This is a genomic window from Treponema succinifaciens DSM 2489, assembly GCF_000195275.1.
In the GTDB taxonomy this organism is placed as follows: Bacteria; Spirochaetota; Spirochaetia; order Treponematales; family Treponemataceae; genus Treponema_D; species Treponema_D succinifaciens.
This window is the reverse complement of sequence record NC_015385.1, coordinates 2,352,529-2,370,435: the sequence shown is the minus strand read 5'-3', so window position 1 is coordinate 2,370,435 and position 17,907 is coordinate 2,352,529. Positions and strand designations below refer to the sequence as shown.

General features: G+C 41.2%; 15 protein-coding genes. 10 read left to right on the top strand and 5 right to left on the bottom strand.

Translation table 11 applies throughout. The features are described 5' to 3' along the window. The first annotated feature begins 1 nt into the window (after window position 1). From TRESU_RS11235 to TRESU_RS11225, 3 genes are all read left to right on the top strand, one after another. The gene (locus TRESU_RS11235) at window positions 2-1,003 is read left to right on the top strand and encodes a LysM peptidoglycan-binding domain-containing M23 family metallopeptidase (RefSeq protein WP_013702330.1); all 1,002 of its coding nucleotides are present in this window, start codon (window positions 2-4) and stop codon (window positions 1,001-1,003) included. 125 nt (window positions 1,004-1,128) lie between these two features. Continuing rightward, window positions 1,129-1,950, top strand: a complete 822-nt coding sequence (locus TRESU_RS11230; RefSeq protein WP_013702329.1) for a CheR family methyltransferase — start codon at window positions 1,129-1,131, stop codon at window positions 1,948-1,950. Window positions 1,951-1,979: 29 nt separating this feature from the next. Next, a complete protein-coding gene (locus TRESU_RS11225; RefSeq protein ID WP_013702328.1) occupies window positions 1,980-3,170 on the top strand; it encodes a protein-glutamate methylesterase/protein-glutamine glutaminase in 1,191 nt (396 codons plus the stop codon). Window positions 3,171-3,320: 150 nt separating this feature from the next. Here TRESU_RS11225 and TRESU_RS11220 read toward each other — a convergent pair whose 3' ends face one another. Together TRESU_RS11220 and TRESU_RS11215 are read right to left on the bottom strand one after the other, a co-directional pair. Next, window positions 3,321-4,118, bottom strand: a complete 798-nt coding sequence (locus tag TRESU_RS11220) for a TPM domain-containing protein (RefSeq protein WP_013702327.1) — start codon at window positions 4,116-4,118, stop codon at window positions 3,321-3,323. 15 nt (window positions 4,119-4,133) lie between these two features. Then, window positions 4,134-4,715: a LemA family protein gene (locus TRESU_RS11215; RefSeq protein ID WP_013702326.1), complete on the bottom strand. Its 582-nt coding sequence runs from the start codon at window positions 4,713-4,715 to the stop codon at window positions 4,134-4,136. Window positions 4,716-4,857: 142 nt separating this feature from the next. On the opposite strand from TRESU_RS11215, the gene TRESU_RS11210 reads away from it, so the two are divergent. Then, entirely contained in the window at window positions 4,858-6,282 is a 1,425-nt protein-coding gene (locus TRESU_RS11210) for an ATP-dependent 6-phosphofructokinase (protein WP_013702325.1), read from the top strand. A 141-nt stretch (window positions 6,283-6,423) separates the two neighbouring features. Beyond that, window positions 6,424-7,581: a hypothetical protein gene (locus TRESU_RS11205; RefSeq protein ID WP_013702324.1), complete on the top strand. Its 1,158-nt coding sequence runs from the start codon at window positions 6,424-6,426 to the stop codon at window positions 7,579-7,581. 217 nt (window positions 7,582-7,798) lie between these two features. On the opposite strand, the gene TRESU_RS11200 is transcribed toward TRESU_RS11205, so the two are convergent. Together TRESU_RS11200 and TRESU_RS11195 are read right to left on the bottom strand one after the other, a co-directional pair. Then, a complete protein-coding gene (locus TRESU_RS11200) occupies window positions 7,799-9,514 on the bottom strand; it encodes a carbon starvation CstA family protein (RefSeq protein WP_013702323.1) in 1,716 nt (571 codons plus the stop codon). Between the two features lie 69 nt (window positions 9,515-9,583). Then, window positions 9,584-10,075, bottom strand: coding sequence for a DUF8052 family protein (locus TRESU_RS11195; protein ID WP_013702322.1), 492 nt, complete (start codon window positions 10,073-10,075; stop codon window positions 9,584-9,586). A 175-nt stretch (window positions 10,076-10,250) separates the two neighbouring features. Here TRESU_RS11195 and gdhA point away from each other — a divergent pair, with 175 nt between their 5' ends. Next, a complete protein-coding gene (gdhA, locus tag TRESU_RS11190; protein ID WP_013702321.1) occupies window positions 10,251-11,606 on the top strand; it encodes an NADP-specific glutamate dehydrogenase in 1,356 nt (451 codons plus the stop codon). Window positions 11,607-11,679: 73 nt separating this feature from the next. Here the strand turns inward: gdhA and eda are convergent, their stop codons facing one another. Next, window positions 11,680-12,339, bottom strand: a complete 660-nt coding sequence (gene eda, locus TRESU_RS11185) for a bifunctional 4-hydroxy-2-oxoglutarate aldolase/2-dehydro-3-deoxy-phosphogluconate aldolase (protein ID WP_013702320.1) — start codon at window positions 12,337-12,339, stop codon at window positions 11,680-11,682. Window positions 12,340-12,580: 241 nt separating this feature from the next. Between eda and TRESU_RS11180 the strand changes: the two genes are divergently transcribed. From TRESU_RS11180 to TRESU_RS11165, 4 genes are all read left to right on the top strand, one after another. Next, window positions 12,581-13,579: a LacI family DNA-binding transcriptional regulator gene (locus tag TRESU_RS11180; RefSeq protein ID WP_013702319.1), complete on the top strand. Its 999-nt coding sequence runs from the start codon at window positions 12,581-12,583 to the stop codon at window positions 13,577-13,579. Between the two features lie 50 nt (window positions 13,580-13,629). Then, window positions 13,630-14,829, top strand: a complete 1,200-nt coding sequence (locus TRESU_RS11175) for a sugar ABC transporter substrate-binding protein (RefSeq protein WP_013702318.1) — start codon at window positions 13,630-13,632, stop codon at window positions 14,827-14,829. Between the two features lie 152 nt (window positions 14,830-14,981). Next, window positions 14,982-16,304 carry a carbohydrate ABC transporter permease gene (locus TRESU_RS11170; RefSeq protein ID WP_013702317.1) on the top strand — a complete coding sequence of 441 codons (1,323 nt, stop codon included), beginning with the start codon at window positions 14,982-14,984 and terminating at the stop codon, window positions 16,302-16,304. Further along, window positions 16,301-17,143, top strand: a complete 843-nt coding sequence (locus tag TRESU_RS11165) for a sugar ABC transporter permease (RefSeq protein WP_013702316.1) — start codon at window positions 16,301-16,303, stop codon at window positions 17,141-17,143. The genes TRESU_RS11170 and TRESU_RS11165 overlap by 4 nt, the downstream gene beginning before the upstream one ends. Window positions 17,144-17,907 lie beyond the last annotated feature (764 nt).

The following is a 17,907-nucleotide window of genomic DNA, read 5'->3' as shown; positions in this document are numbered from 1 at the left end:
TATGAAAAAAAATAAAATTGAGTTTTCAGATGATGTGTGCTATAGTAAAACTCTAAAAATGAAATTATACTTAAAATTAACATTGACTTGTGCTTGTTCCATTGCAGGAATTGCGGCTTTTGTAACGGGAATTACATTCGGTGTTGTTCATTTTAAAAATTCAAGCGGTCAAGGCGGATTTGATTCAAATACTTCATCTCATATTTCAACTGAAATTTTTTCCGGCGAAGACATTCCGGTTCAGCCTGAATATAACGACAGCGGACTTTCATATATTTCATACCGCGTGAAAAAAGGCGACATGATTGGCTTTATTGCGGATGAATTCGGTGTTACTCAGGACACAATAATCAGCGTAAATAACATTCATGCTTCGCGCTTGATTCAGATTGGCCAGTATTTGAAAATTCCTTCAATGCCGGGAATTCTTTACGCGGTAAGGGAAGATGGCGAAACTGTTGAATCGATTTCCAAAAAATACAATGTTGACGCTCAAAAATGTTCTTCTGTAAACAACCTTGGACTTTCTGAAAAACTTTCAGCTGGAAAATCGCTTTTTGTGCCTTATGCGGAGCTTGACTGGGTTACCCGGCAGGAAATCAACGGTGATTTGTTTACAAAGCCACTTAAGACACGACGCTTTTATTATTCTTCGATGTTTGGTTGGCGCACAAGTCCTTTTGACAGTTCAAAGAGAACGTTTCACGGCGGAATCGACATGGCATGCGCAAAGGGAACTCCTATTTATGCGGCTCTTCCAGGAGTAGTTTCTGTTTGCGGAGATAATGCAATATATGGAAAATATGTGATTGTTTCGCATCATTCAGGTTATAAAACTCTTTACGGACACATGAATGAAATTCTTGTAAGAAAAGGTCAGTTTGTTGACACAAATACAATGGTCGGCAGAGTTGGAAGCACTGGAATGAGCACGGGGCCGCATTTGCATTTTACAGTTTACAAAAACGGCCGCTCAATAAATCCTGCGAATTTGTGGAAATAAGAAAGTTTTAAAGTTTGTTTTGATTTAAAAATTTTTCCAATCAGCTTTTATATGCTTATGTTCTGTAAATTTATGCTGCTGTAATTCAGTTTACAAATATTTTATTAAATTATATAATTTGAATTATGGCAGATTTGCTTTCAGATATACAATTCAATGAATTTAGAAAACTCATTTACGATGCAAGCGGCATAACTTTTTCAGAGACAAATCGTTCGATTCTTGACAGCAGATTAAAGGAACGTCTGCGTGAAAAAAATCTGACAGATCCTCAGGAGTATTACCGTTTGATAACCAGCGATAAGGAAGAATTCAAAGTTTTCCTTGACAGTATCACAACGAATCTTACAAGATTTTTCAGAAACCAGCCGCATTTTGATGCTCTTATAAATTATGTAATCCCTCATGTTATTGAAGATAAAAAACAAACCATCGGGGACTTTAAAATCAGAATTTGGAGCGCGGGATGTTCAACCGGCGAAGAGCCTTACACTTTGGCGATGCTTCTAAAGGACAAGCTTCCAGCTCCTTATACATTTGAAATCATTGCTTCCGACATTTCCCTTAAATCACTGATGACAGCGCAAAAAGGTTTTTATCCGGATTCCCGCATTTCAGGAATTCCGCAGAATTACCTTGCTTCGTATTTTACAAGGGTTGAAGGCGGCTATCAGATTAAGCCTGAGCTTATGAAGACAATCCGCTTTGACTACCACAATTTGCGTTTTGACATGGGCGCAAGAAATTTTGACATTGTTTTTTGCCGAAACGTTCTCATTTACTTCGACGAGGCGGCGCAGAAAATAACAATTGATAATTTCTGGAAGTCAATGGCGCGTCATTCCTATCTTTTTATCGGACATTCTGAAAGCCTTTTTGGAATGGACACGAAATTTGAATTCTTAAAAACACCGTGGGCTTGCCTTTATCAAAAAAATGAAAAATAAGCCCGCTTTTCTATTGCGGAGATTTTGTGATGGACAATATTGAAGTACTTGTTTGCGATGATTCAGCGTTGATGCGAAATCTTATTTCAAGAATTGTAGACGAAACCGAAGGCATGAATGTTTGCGGAACTGCAATGAACGGAAAATTCGCGCTTCAGAAAATTCCGTTTCTTAAGCCGGATTTGATTCTTCTTGACATAGAAATGCCTGAAATGACAGGTGTTCAGTTTTTGGAAGAACGCAAGAAACGCGGCATGGACATTCCTGTTGTAATCCTTTCTTCTATAGCGACAAAAGGCGCGGCTGTAACAATGCAGTGCCTGGAGCTTGGAGCAAGTGACTTTATCACAAAACCGTCCGGCTCAATTTCAAGCAATATCGCATCAGTTTCAAGCGCGATTATCGAAAAAATTGCTTCTTACGGTGGAAAATATGCCCGCAAAAACGGAAAAAATATTCCGTTAACAGAAACTTTTGTAAAGCAGGCAAAGCTCCGTGAGGCTGAGGCCGCTGCAAAAAAAGAAGGCATTATAGATAAAATTGCTCCGGCGGCTTTGTCGCAGGAAACTTTTTCTCCAGTTTTATTTACTTCAAAAAGAAAAGAGCCGGAAGTCATTGTTCCGTTAAGAGAGCCCGGCAGAATTGAAGTTGTTGCCATTGGAATTTCTACCGGCGGGCCTAACGCGCTTAGAGAAGTTTTTGCGCATCTTGATCCTAAGTTTTCACGTCCGATTCTTGTTGTTCAGCACATGCCGGCGGGTTTTACAAAGGAATTTGCCGCGAGCCTGGATAAAATTTGTCCGCTTTCAGTAAAAGAGGCGGAAGACAGAGATGAAATTCATCCTGGGCAGATTTATATTGCGCCCGGGAACTTTCATATTGTTGTGGAAAAATCAACTTTGTGCAATGTAATCCGGCTTTCCAGCGCAGATCTTCGCAATGGACACAGACCTTCTGCGGACTGGCTTTTTGAATCCGTGGCGAAAATTTACCAGAACAGGGCGCTTGGAGTTATAATGACTGGAATGGGTCGTGATGGAGCGGTTCAGCTTGCGGAAATGAGAAAACAGGGCGCTTGGACTTTGGGACAGGACGAAGAATCATCGGTTGTTTATGGAATGCCTCGTGTTGCTTATGAGCTTGGAGCTGTCCAAAAGCAGGTTTCGTTGGAAAACATGGCAAACGAAATGAACACTCTTGTAAGGGAACACGGAAAATAATAAGCCGGCTTTTATGGCTTGTTGATTAGACTGAATGTTGAGTTTTATATTTTTGTCATCTTCAGCCAAAATAATCTGTCATCTTAGAGGCTAGAGCCGAAAATCTGTTTAACTCTAAAAAAATGACAGTTGTAATTAAAAAAAATTGCTTTACCAGCGTCCGCTTGCGCCGCCGCCGCCAAAACTTCCTCCTCCGCCTTTTCTAAAACTGTCTGAATTTCTTCTGCCTGAACTTCCGCCGCCAAAAATAAAAGGTAAAATCCAGAGATTTTTTCCGCGCCCAAATATTATAAAAATAAGCACTACAAAAAAGACAAACGCAAGAACAGAAAAAGGATTTTCTTCTTCGTCTTCTTCCGCAGAATTTTCAGTTTGGGACTGATTTTCTGTCATTTTTTCGTCGCTTGTTAAAACTGAAGCAATGGCTTTGATTCCGCTTTCGATTCCTTCAAAATATTTTTCCTGCTTAAACAGCGGGGTGATCTTGTTGCGGATTATACGTGCGCAAACTGCGTCTGTAAGAATTCCCTCTGCGCCGTAGCCGGTTTCAATTCTTAATTCACGCTCTTTCATGGCGACTGTTAACAGAACTCCATTGTCAGTTCCTTTTTGACCAAGCTTGTATTGTTCCGCTTGCTTCATGCTGAATGACTCAATGTCTTCACCGTCCAATTTTTTTACAATAATAACCGCAATCTGAATTCCTGTGCGCTCGTCCAAATTTGCAATGAAGGATTCAAGCTGCCTTAGTTCCGCTTTTGAAAAAATTCCCGCGTTGTCTAAAACCGGCTTATACATTCCGTCGGCTTCATTGTTAAAAGCCGCGCTGTTCTGTTCCCCTTTGCTTTTTGCGGAAAATGACAGAAATGCTACAATGAAAAATGTGAGGACAAGAATCCAAATGAAATTTTTGTTCTGCTTGCTTCCGCCGAAAAAAGATGCGCTCATTTTTTAGCTTCCGAATTAAAACGAAACTTCAGGGGCTTTTGCGGCTTTTTCTTCCGAGCGGAAATAAGCTTTCTTTGTAAAGCCGAACATTTTCGCTGTTAGAACGCCGGGAAATTTTTGAATTGACTTGTTGTATTCGCTTACAGCATCATTGTATCTTTTTCGTTCCGTGGAAATTCTGTTTTCAATTCCTTCAAGCTGGCTTTGCAAATCAAGAAAATTTTCGTTTGCCTTGAGTTCCGGATAGCTTTCCGTTAGTGCAAGAAGCCGTCCGATGCTTGCAGAAAAAGTGTTCTGTTCAGCCTGAAACTGTGCGAATTTTTCAGGATCATCGGTTATGTCAACATTTATAGTTCCGCCAAGCTTTGACCGCGATTCAGCAATTTGTGTGAAAACGCTTTCTTCATGCGAAGCGTATCCTTTTACAGTCGCCACAAGATTTGGAACTAAGTCAGAGCGTTTCTGATATTGATTTTCTACGTTTGCCCACTGCTGCTCAACTGCTTCACGCTTGTCGATGAGTCCGTTGTATCCGCAGCTTGAAAATGCAAAAAGGCACAAAAAAACTGCCGCCAAAGTGTAAAAAGTTTTTCTCATAATATAGAAAGCTATGCAAAAAACGCTTTTTGGTCAAGTTTAACAATTTCTTTTTTTTACGATATTGAATTTTTTACCATTTGAAAGTATCTTTATAAGAGCGTGTTTTTACGACTTTTTATTTCACGGTACGAGGTTTGCTATGGCAACAATGAAATATGATTTTTCAGTTGAAAACTTGGGAGAATGCAAGGTAAAGTCTCCTATTGAACTTTCTTTGGAGCACGGAAATTTCCGCGCCGCTTATGTTACAGACAATTCTTATGTTCGCCGCCAGGTGAATGTTTATAAAGGTGCTGAAGAAGATTGCGATGACAAAGCCAAGTTCATGGAAAAAGCAGGTCCTCGTGAATATATTTACTTTAACCCGACTCACGTTACTGCTGGAATCTGCACTTGCGGAGGTCTTTGCCCTGGACTTAACGATGTAATCCGCGCTGTTGTCCGCTGCCTTTGGAACCGCTACGGTGTGCGCAGAATCAAAGGAATTCAGTTTGGATATAAAGGATTCTTTGCAGAGCAGGGATATGACACAATCGACCTTAACCCGGATAATGTAGACGCAATCCATAAAATCGGCGGAACTTTCCTTGGAACTTCACGCGGAGGCGGAGACAGAACTTCTGACATTGTAGATTCCATTGAGCGCATGGGAATCAACATGATGTTTATCATCGGTGGAGACGGAACCCAGAGAGGCGCGCTTGATATTGCAAACGAAATCGACCGCCGCGGACTTAAGATTTCAGTTGTGGGAATTCCAAAGACTGTAGACAATGACCTTCAGTTTATTGACCGCTCTTTCGGATTTGAAACTGCTGTTCAGAAGGCTACTCAGGCTGTAAATTCAATCCACATGGAAGCGCATTCGCAGATTAACGGAATCGGTCTTGTAAAGCTTATGGGACGCGAATCCGGATTCATTGCGACTGCGACTGCCCTTGCAAGCCACGAAGCTAACTTCTGCCTTATTCCTGAAGTTCCTTTTGACTTGGATGGACCGAACGGCTTGCTTGCTCATATTGAAGACCGCTTGAACGAACGCCATCACGCTGTAATCGTTGTTGCAGAGGGAGCCGGACAGGAGCTTTTGACTTCTACAAATCAGACTGATGCTTCCGGAAACAAAAAACTTGCGGACATTGGTGTTTATCTTCGCGACAGAATCACTGAATATTTTGCTTCAAAGAAAATCCATATCAACCTTAAATACATTGACCCTGGATACGAAGTGCGTGCGGCTGTTACAACTGCAAACGATTCTATCTACTGCGAGCGCCTTGGAAACAATGCGGTTCATGCGGCTATGGCAGGAAAAACAAAGATTGTTATTGGACTTGTGCATGATAAATATGTTCATATTCCGATTTCAATGGCAACTTTGAAGAGAAACATTGTTGACCCGGAAAGTTCACTTTGGCGTGACTGTCTGGATGCAACTTTGCAGCCTGTATATATGGTTAACAATATCAACACTGTTGTAGAAAAGCTCAAGAAAGACGCTGACGAGGCAGAAGCAAAAGCTCTTGCCCGCCTTGAAAAAGTCAACGGAATGAAAAACAGCTAAATTAAAATATTTTGCTGAATAAACGGGCTGACCTGCCGAGATTTAAAAGTCTTGTGCGGCAGCTCATTTTTTTTTGACTTGCATAGAATAATATGCTATAAATTAAGAAGATTTTGTTTTTAGAATCTAAGGAGAACCACTATGGTAAAGAAAATAAAGCAGTTTGCTGCATTGGCAATGGCTTGCACTTTTGCGGCTTCCGGACTTTTTGCGATTGATTACAAGCAGATTACTGTAAAAGATATTAACGGAGTTTCTGTTACAATCGATATTCCGTCGGATGTTTTTAGTTTGGTTGAAGGAAGAGAATCCGAAATCAATGATGCGTTGAATAAATACAAGGTTGATGCTTCTAAAATCCGTGAAGCAGAAAGTGCTGTAAAAGACGCCTATGAAAATATTAAAGATTACATTCCGACAGACTCTCCATTTACTGTTGCAGAAAATGGACTTAACGACTTTTGCGATGACCTTGCGGATGTTATTCCGAACTCGCAGACTCAGCAGAATGTTTATGCGGAAGCCTGGATTGGAAAGATTTTCCCGGGATTCCATTTTGGTGCTGGTGTAAATGCAGGCGTTTCTGCGCTTGATGTTTCTACGCTTAAAGATGCTGCCCTTGCGCTTGGTGTTGATGACGTAAAAGATATAAATGACACGCTTGTTTTCCCGACAATCACTGTTGACGCGCGTCTTGGCGGAATAATTCTTCCGTTTGATATTGGCGTTACTGCAATGTCAATTGACACTTCAAAGATGGATTCAGTTGACAAAGCTATTGATCCTGTTGCAATCGACTTCTTTACTCTTGGAGCAGACATCCGCTATGCGATTTTTCAGGGCGGATTCATGCGTCCAAAATGGTCAGTTGGAGCTGGATTCTATTACACAAAGGGCGGAGTTGATGTAGATGATGACACTGCAAAAGCCAGCCTTGACTTTAAGTCTACAACATTCATGGTAAATACACAGGCTTCTATCAAGTTGCTTTGCCTTGTTCCGTTCATTGGAGGACGCGCCTTGTTCTCAAAAACTTCTGTTGACTGGAAGGTAAATGCTGACTGGGCAAGAATCATTGCAAAAGAAAGTGATACTTATTATGAAGGTGTTGCAAACGCATTAAAATGGGGAATTCTTCCTAGCTCGTTCAGCGGAAGCTCTTCTGGATTTTCTGTTTATCCGCAGGTGTTTGGAGGAATCGGGCTTGACCTTCTGTTCCTGAACCTTACTGTAAGCGGAAGCTACGACATTGCCTCAAAGATTCCTTCTGCGGCGGTCAGCGTTCGTGTTGCTTGGTAATTAGATTGTAAATAGAGGTAATAAAGAAAAAAAGGGGCTTCCTTGGTTGGGAAGCCTCTTTTTATGTCTATGCGTCAGCATAATGGCACGTAGATTATCATTGGCTTGATAGTATGCTTATCATTATGCTGATACTGTGTTTCTCATTATAATGTATGGAAGCTATGCATTACGTTGTATAGCTCAGATACATTATGTTGAGTGAAGCAGCTCCAAGCTATTTTTTCTGTTTCTTAAATGTCTGGATTCCTTCAATAACAAGAATTACTGCAAGAACCGACATTGCCGCTGCGAATAAAAGCTGGAACCAGTTTCCCCAGACAAGAGCTCCCTGCACGCCTTGAATCATTGCCGCAATCTTTTTGTATACAGTAAGAACAAGGCTTGTTAAAGTAGCCGCAAGCATAAATGCCATTGGAATAAAGAACATCTTGTTGTTTTTTCCTGCCTGACCGAGCCAAGCTGCAACCGCCATAAGCGCAAGTCCTGCCAAAAGCTGGTTTGCCGCACCAAAAAGTCCCCAAATCTGGCTGAGCTTAAGTCCGCCCAGAACGCTTCCGATTACAACCATTGAGATTGTTCCGAAGAACGGATTTGCAAGAACTTTGCGGATTCCCTTTGCGTCTTTCCAAGAAAATTCTCCGTCTTTAAGGAAAAGCTCGCTGAACATAAATCGGCTAAGTCTTGTTCCTGTGTCGAGTGAAGTAAGGGCGAATACAGAAACCGCAAGTGTAAGAAGAGCGTTTATCGTGTTGTAAATTCCGCTTCCTTCTTTACCAAAAAGTGTCGCGATTCCAGCACCGAATGCTGCGGATGGTGAGCCGAATTTTCCTTGTTTCCACTGGGTCCAGATAACGCCTACAGAAATAAGTGCGATTATTCCAAGCGCGGATTCAATAAGCATTGAGCCGTATCCGATTGCCTTTGCGTTTTTTTCGTTGTCAAGTTGCTTTGAGGTTGTTCCTGTTGCAATCAGCGAGTGGAATCCAGAGCAGGCGCCGCAAGCTACTGTTATGAAAAGCGTTGGGAAAAGGAATCCTGCCTGTGTCTTCCAGCCTGTGAATGCCGGAATTGAAAATTCGATTGCAGAGCTTCCTTTAAATGCATTGACTAAAATTCCTGCAAGTGCAACAAGCATCATGGCGTAAAGCAAAAAGCTTGAAAGGTAGTCGCGCGGCTGAAGCATAATCCACACTGGAACAAGAGAAGCTACCGCTATGTAAACTCCTACAAAAACAATCCAGGCGTTGCGGCTCATTGCGAATCCCACGTTGAGACCGATTATTGTAACAATCACGATTCCGATTATTCCAAGGATTGTAGCTGGAAGCGTTTTTAGTCCGCATTTGTTTGTTATGATTCCGTAGATAACGGCAAGCACAATGAATAAAATTGAAATCATTGCTGTCGTCTGGTTGTTTGTCGGATTTGAAACAAGCCCGAACATTACTGGGCTTCCTGCCACGGTAAAGAAGGTTCCTGCAACAACGTTTACAAACGAGGCGATTACAAGGATAAGAACAAGAAGCGCAAAAATAATAAAGAGCTTTTTTGCCTTTGCTCCCATTGTGTCGTTTATGATTTCGCCTACGGATTTTCCCTTGTGCCTTATAGATGCAAACAGCGAGCCAAAGTCCTGGACTCCGCCAAAGAAAATTCCTCCGATTATGCACCACAAAAATACTGGAACCCATCCGAAAACTGCCGCCTGTATAGGTCCGTTGATTGGTCCTGCCCCTGCTATGGAAGAGTAGTGGTGTCCCATGAGAACTGCCGGTTTTGCAGCCACGTAGTCAATTCCGTCAGGTGTTTCCTTTGCCGGTGTTTTTTTCGCCGGATCAATTCCCCATTGCTTTGCAAGCCACGAACCGTAAAAAACGTATCCGCAGAAAAGCAGAACAAGCGCCGCTAAAATAATCAGTAAAGCAGCCATCTCTTTTGCCTCCAAAAAATATATAAATGTGAATGAGTTTTGAATCTCACTCAAAATTTTCTTAAAAAGCTACAGTGTCATTTTTGAAAAAATACTGCGCAGATTTCTTCCGTGCCAGTTGAACCAAGTTTTTCCTGCTGAAACGTCGTAGACAATCAGACTGAAGTTGCTCCAGCCAAAAAATGAAAACTTGTACGACTTGTGCAGCTTGATTTTTTTTGCTCCCTTGGCTGCATCTTTTTCAACTGAGCTGGCTATGACAATCAGGCTTATGTCTGAATTTTTGTGTCCGTAAAAAGGCTTTACTTTTGAAAGTCCGTCTGACCATGCCGCGCTGGAAAGTTCCTTGAGCTTTTTCAATGAAAGGTTTTCTTCAACTGCAAAATAGACATATTCATTTGAATCCACTTCCGCGATTCTTGCCGTCTTTGTTAGAAAATAATGTTCCTCGTGCGAGTGGAATTCCGCAGTTGCACAAAAATCTTTGCATGGATTTCTTGAAACATCGTAGTATTTTTTATATGAAAGCAAAACATTTTCAAGGCAGCTTTCCTCTGTCAATTCTGAAGCCTCGTTAAAGAAATTTCAGTATTTATTATATAGCGGCTTGTAAAATGTTGCAACAAATTTTTAACTTTTTACTTTTCAAAACATTTAATATAGTTTAATATTATTTAAGTTTTTTCTTGATTTCTGGGGTTACAAATTAAAAAATCAAGAAACAGGGGTTGTTTATATGGAATACAGTATTAAAAATGCTTATTGTAAACGTGTTTGGGATGACATTTCTGTGCGCTATGCAGATCAAGGTCATTTTCTTCAGGCTGCTGGACTTGTTCTTGAAGCAATTTCTCCTGCGGTAGACAAAATGCCTGAGCTGGAGCAGTATGCTGTTCTTGAGCGTTTCGTTGAGCCAGAGAGAATTGTAATGTTCCGTGTTCCTTGGACTGACGATGCAGGAAAACCTCACGTAAACCGCGGATTCCGTGTTCAGTTTAACAGCGCAATCGGACCTTATAAAGGAGGTTTGCGTTTTTCTCCGGAAGTAGGACTTGATGTTTTGAAATTCCTCGGATTTGAGCAGGTTCTTAAGAATTCCCTTACAACTCTTCCAATGGGCGGCGGAAAAGGCGGTTCAGACTTTGATGGCCACGGAAAATCAGACGCAGAAATCATGAGATTCTGCCAGTCATTTATCACAGAGCTTTATCGTCATATTGGCGCAGACACAGATGTTCCAGCTGGAGACAAAGGTGTAGGCGGAAAAGAAGTTGCTTATATGTTCGGCCAGTATAAGAGAATTACAAACCAGTACACTGGAGTTCTTACAGGAAAAGGACTTTCATTCGGCGGTTCTCTTGCCCGCACAGAAGCTACAGGCTACGGACTTATCTACTTTGTTGAATGTATGCTTGCAAAAAAAGGCCAGGACTTCAAAGGAAAGACAGCTATTATTTCTGGAGATGGAAACGTTGCCCAGTACGCTGCTGAAAAACTTCTTCAGCTCGGCGGAAAGCCAATCACTTTGTCTGATTCAACTGGCTATATTCTTGATGAAGAAGGAATCACTGCGGAAAAACTTGCCTATGTAAAGGAATTCCGCGCACGCAAAGAAAAAGTAGACGCTTATGTAAAGAAATATCCTAACGCAAAATTCTTCAAAGGCGAAAAACCTTGGGGCGTAAAAGCTGACCTTGCATTGCCTTGCGCAACTCAGGATGAAATTTACCTTGAGGATGCAAAGAAACTTGTTGCAAACGGATGTATGCTCGTTGCAGAAGGCGCAAATATGCCTACACGCGCGGAAGCTATCAAGTATCTTCAGGAAAATAAAGTTATGTTCGCTCCTGGAAAAGCCGCAAACGCCGGCGGTGTTGCGGTTTCTGGACTTGAAATGAGCCAGAACTCAGAGCGTCTTTCTTGGACATTTGAAGAAGTTGACTCTAAACTCAAGCAGATTATGACAAACATCCACGACAACGCTTACGAAACTGCAAAGAAATATGCTACAGAAGGCGACTATGTTGCCGGTGCTAACATTGCAGGATTTGTAAAAGTTGCAAACGCAATGGTTGCCCAGGGATTGGTTTAATCACTGATTTCTAGTTAAGCTATTCAAAGGCTGCCCTTTAAGCTGAATTTATTTAGCTTAGAGGGCAGTTTTTTTAGCAGTTTTTTATGCGGGGAAAATTTGATTTTTCGCAAAGTTTTTCAATTTCCTGCCATTTTTTTTCTTTTATGAGATTTTCGGGGCACATCCAGCTTCCGCCAACCGCGCCTACATTTTTGCATGAAAGATAGCTTGAAAAATTTTCAGCATTTATTCCTCCGGTCGTGATGAACATTGTTTGCTGAAAAGGTCCTGCCAGCGACTTTAGGAATTTTGTTCCGCCCATTACTTCCGCAGGGAAAAACTTTAAAAAATTCAGTCCGGCTTCTATTGCCTGCTCAATTTCGCCCGGCGTGCAAACTCCAGGAAAAAACGGAACTTCATGCTCAACGCACCACTTTACTGTTTTTGGATTGAATCCCGGGGAAACAAGAAAATCCGCTCCGGCATTCTGGGCTTTTTGTGCGAGGCTTGTGTTTATTACTGTTCCGGCTCCAACAAGAATATTCGGAAACTCTTTTTTTATTGATTCTATGCAACAAGCGATTTTTTTTAGCCCTGTTTCGCCGTCGTTTGTCCTGAAAGTTATTTCGACAGCTTTCATTCCGCCGTTTGTGAGCGCGCGTGCAAGTTTTATTGCGTCTTCTTTTTCCTGTACTTTTGCAACTGGAATGATTTTTGCGTTTTTGATTTTTTCTGCGGTTTGTTCAAACATAAAATAAGTATTGCATAAAAAAAACTGGTGTGCAAGAAAATTTACTGGAAACGTTATTATTTTTGTAAGAAAATTACAAAGAATTTATAAAAAAAGTTTGACAAATTGAATCGACACGTGTATACTTTTTCGTGTTGAGCAACCGATTTTTCTTGTTTTATAAGAATTGTTGGTGTAAACTTTAAACATTGCAAAGTTTTTGGATTTGTATTGTTTAATAAAATAGTTTGGAAACGTTTTTATGGAAAGGTCCGCTTCTGTTGTTACAATTTCGGATATTGCCCAGGAACTTGGAGTTTCAAAGTCAACAGTGTCCCGAGTTATAAACTGCAAGGGGCGGATTGGCGCGGAAACCCGGCGGCGTGTAATGGAAAAAGTTCAGTCGTGCAACTATGTTCCTAATCCGATGGCAAAAGGACTTGTTTTGCGGCAGACTTTCAATATTGGCGTTGTGATTCCAAAGAATGAAGAGGACAATCCGTTTTTTCAGAATTGCCTCGTTGGAATTTCTGAATCTGTTTACAAGGCTGGCTATGATGCTCTGATTGTTGTTCAGGGCGGCGGAGACATTACTCCGTTAAGGCGGCTTGTTATAAATAGGAAAGTAGACGGCATTATTTTGACTCGTCTTGAAGAAAAAGATGAATCTGTGGACTTCTTGAAAAAAGAAGGGATTCCGTTTATTGTAATGGGCACGCCCGATGACAATGAGTTTTGCCATGTTGGAAGCGACCAGATTTCTGGCTGCTACGAAATGACAAAGTTTATGATAAGCCGCGGATGTGAAAAAGTTGCGGTTCTTGCGGGCGACAACAAAAACAGCGTGAACACTTTCCGATTTGAAGGATTTAAGAGAGGCTTTGCTTCTTCTGGAATTTCCTTGGACGGCAGTGTTGTTCATTGGAATTTGGAAAATCAGAAGGATGTTTTTTCAATCTTGCCGGATATTATGAAAAAAAATCCGCAGTGCCTTGTATGTATGGATGACATTATCTGCGTATATGTGCTTAAATGGCTCAAGCAGAATGACTATGAAGTGCCGGCGGACATTCAGGTGATTTCGTTTTACGACAGCCAGGTTTTGGAGAACAATACACCTCCGATTACGGCTTTGAATGTAAATGTTTCAAATCTCACAAAGAAGGCAGGAAATCTTCTTGTGGATATTATAGAAGGAAAAAAAGTTCCAAGCCACACAAAAGTCGGCTACGAGCTTAGAATAAGGGAATCTTTCCGCTGATTTGCGGTTGGAATATAAAAGCTTCATTGTTTTATAATTAGGAGGACAAAATGAAGAAAGGTATTATTGCAGCTGTGGCTGTAGTATCTGTAGGTTTGCTCGCATTTACAGGATGCAGCAAGAAAGCTAAAAAATCTGAAAAAATAACTCTTACTGTATGGGAGTCTCTTTTAGGACCAGATGAATTCATTAAACAGGCTGGAGCTAAATACACAGAGTCCCATCCGAATGTAGAAATCAAGTTCGTAAACGTAGAGCTTGGAGATTCGACAGGACAGATTGCTCTTGACGGACCTGCTGGAGTTGGCGCAGACCTTTTTGCTGCTCCACATGATAAGCTTGGCGAACTTGTTAACGGCGGACACGTTGCTCCAACAGCAAACGCAGACGTTGTTGCAAAAGAAGTTCTTGGTGCTTGTTCAAAGGCTCTTACCTATGAAGGAAAAATGTACGGATACCCGGTAAGCGCGGAAACTTACGCTTTGTTTTACAACAAGGATCTCATTGCTGAAAAAGATGTTCCAAAGACTTGGGATGCTCTTGCAAAATGGGTAGTTGATTTCAACAAAAAGAATCCAGACAAACGCGGATTTATAATGGATGTAGGAAACGCATACTATTCAATCGTATTTACAACAGAAAACGGAAACCGCATCTTCGGTCCAACAGGAGATGACACTTCTACAACATATCTTAATAATGATGATGCTGTAAACGGAATGAAATTCTTCCAGTCGCTTAGACCTGCTCTTAATGTTCCTGCGGCAGACCTTTCAACTGGCGCTTGCGACGCAGCATTCCAGGGCGGACAGGCTGCAATGCACATCACTGGACCTTGGAACGTAAAGAACTTTGTAGATGCAGGACTGAACTTTGGTGTTGCTCCTCTTCCTTCACTTCCTGGTGACACAGTTCCAGCAGCTTCGTTCTCTGGAACACGCGCTATGTTTGTAAGTTCATACTCTGATCATCCGGAAGAAGCTGCTGACTTTGCCCAGTTCCTTATCAGCCCTGCTATGCAGCAGCTCAGATTCGACATCACAGGAGCTATGCCAGCTATCAACGTAAAAGTTTCAAGCGAATACATTGGCGGATTCCTCCAGCAACTTAACTACGCATTCCCAATGCCTTCTGTTCCGCAGATGTCTGCATTCTGGGAGGCACTTGGAAACGCTTCAAAGAATATTTGGGACGGTGCAGATGTTAAGAAAGAACTTGACGCTTGCAACGCTACAATTCTTGGAATATAAGTTTAATAGCTTTTTCTTGTAATAAGCGAGGGGTTGTCTCCTTGGGAGGCAGCCTCTTTTATTTATGGGTTGTCAAAACCGTAAAAACGGCTGAGTCAAGGGCTTGGGCATAAGCGTGCCTTGACCAGACGTATTCAATTGCGAGGTGTCTTATGCGGATAGAGTCCGATGGAAGTTCTGCAAAAAAGGTAAAAGTCGCATCTTTATGCTTCATGGGATTATCCCATATTATTTACCTTAAACAATATGTCAAAGGCGCTCTTTTTGCTGCCCTTGAAGTTCTTTTTCTTGCTTTTCTGCCAGTTACTTGCAGAAAGATTTTTGGTTTGATTACTCTTGGCGAGCCGCAGCCTGATATTCCTGTTAAGCTTCGCAATAACTCTATGTTTATGCTTATCGACGGAATTCTTATTCTTTCGATAGTTGCTCTTTTTATAGCTGCTTATGTAATTTCTGTAAGAAGCGCAAAAAAATCCTATGAAGAATACTGTAGGACTAAACGGTTTGTTTCTCAAAAGTCCTCTTTGGCTGAGGTTGGCAACAAGGCATTCCCTATTACAGGTCTTGCTCCTTGTGTAGTTATGCTCCTTGTTTTTGTTGTTGTTCCGCTTCTTTTTAGCGTTGCGGTTGCTTTTACAAACTATTCTGCTCCAAACAACATTCCTCCTAAAAATACTGTAGATTGGGTTGGATTCCAGAACTTTAAAGCGCTCCTTTTTGGCGGAACAAACTGGTCGGCTGGTTTTGCACGCGTCGCAATCTGGACATTTGTATGGGCTGTGGCTTCAACTTTTACCTGCTACTTTGGCGGACTTTTGGTTGCCGTTCATTTGAATGAAAGCGGAATCAAGCTTGCTCCAGTGTTCAGGTTTATATTTATCTTGCCTTATGCAGTTCCGGCTGTAATTACAATGATTCTGTGGCGTCATATGCTTAACGGAACTTTTGGAATTGTAAACAGAACTCTTGTTGCGCTTGGAATTCTTGAGTCGGGAAATGCGATTCCATGGCTTGGAGATGCGACACTGGCAAAAATAATGTGTATTGTAATCAACCTTTGGGCTGGATTTGGCTATTTTATGATGCTTTCTATGGGAACAATGACAGCTATTTCCAAGGATTTGTACGAAGCTGCAAAAATTGACGGTGCTAACGGATCTCAGATTTTGCGGCACATTACAATGCCTCTTGTTCTTTACCAGACAATGCCTTTGATTATCATGAGCTTTACACATAACATCAACAACTTCGGAATCATCTTCTTCCTTACAGGAGGTTCTCCTACTGTTGCTGATTCCACAACCACAATGGCGGGCGGAACTGATATTCTTGTTACTTGGATTTACAAGCTTACAATTACAATGCTTAGATACAACTACGCTTCTGTTATCGCAGTACTTATCTTCGTTGTTCTTGCGCCGTTTGCTATTTATCAGTTCAGAAATACAAAGGCTTATAAGGAAGGTGAAGTATGAAAAATTACCGCTCGTTCAAGACAATCAGCAAGACTTTTTCTTATCTTGTTTTTATACTGATTTCGCTTGTTGTTTTTTATCCGCTTGTTTATGTTGTTGCAGCCGCTTTTGCTCCTGGAAACGGAATTGCAAGCATGAACATTGTTCCTTTCAAGGACGGATTCACGCTTAAGCACTTTAAGTATCTGTTCTTTGAAACCCAATACTGGCTGTGGTTTAAGAACACATTCATCATCGCCCTTTGGACAACATTTCTTACTGTTGTGATTTCCTCATTGAGCGCTTATGTTTTTTCACGCTTTAAGTTCGTCTTTAAGCACACCCTTTTGATGAGCATGCTTATTCTTCAGATTTTCCCTTCATTTGTAGGAATGATTGCAATCTATGTAATCTTGAACCGTATCGGCGGACTTGATACTCTGTGGGGACTGGTGCTTGTTTATGTTGCCGGCGGAATTCCGTACAACACTTGGATGGTAAAAAGCTACATGGATACAGTAAGCAAGAACCTTGACGAGGCTGCAAGAATTGACGGTGCAAGCCATTTTAGAATTTTTGGAACAATCATCCTTCCTGTTACAAAGCCGATTATCACATTCCTGGGAATCTCAAGTTTTACAGGACCATGGATGGACTTTATCTTCCCGAAGATGGTTTTAAGAAGCCCGGAAAAACAGACACTTGCGTTGGGCTTGTTCTCTTTCGTTTCTGATAAAAAGAACGAGTTTACAAACTTCGCAGCAGGTTCTTTGGTAATCTGTATACCGTTCGTAATCTTCTTCCTGTTCACACAGAAAGCAATGATGATGAGCATGGGAACAGCGGCTGTAAAGGAATAACCATCGAAAAAAAATAAAAACTGTGAGCAAGTGCGAACAGTTTTTTATTTTTTAACCGACATTAAGCCGCAAGGCTTAATGCCCCGAGAAAAAAAGCAACTGTGAGCAAGTGCGAACAGTTTTTTATTTTTTAACCGACATTAAGCCGCAAGGCTTAATGCCCCGAGAAAAAAAGCAACTGTGAGCAAGTGCGAACAGTTTTTTATTTTTTAACCAATGTACATTGAAGTTTTCAGAATATTTGCGATTAAGCATGAGCAAATGTTCTGAAAATAACAAACGCGAGGCTTAATGCCCCGAGAAAAAAAAGCAACTGTGAGCAAGTGCGAACAGTTTTTTATTTTTTAACCAATGTACATTGAAGTTTTCAGAATATTTGCGATTAAGCATGAGTGAATATTCTGAAAATAACAAACGCAAGGCTTAATGCCCCAAGAAAAAAAAGCAACTGTGAGCAAGTGCGAACAGTTTTTTATTTTTTAACCGACATTAAGCCGCAAGGCTTAATGCCCCGAGAAAAAAAAGCAACTGTAAGCAAGTGCGAACAGTTTTTTGTAACTTATTATTCCCCGGCTAGACTGGGGAATTTTTTTTGCTCATGCTAAAGGTTATGATATTGCCATTTGAAATATAACTTTTTGGGAATATAATCCTGAATAGTAGGAGCAATTTCAATGCGCGCTGAAGGAATACTTCCTAAGAGGCTAAGTGAGTATTCCTAAAGCCCTAAGTAAGTATTCCTAAGAGCCTTAGAGAGTATTCCT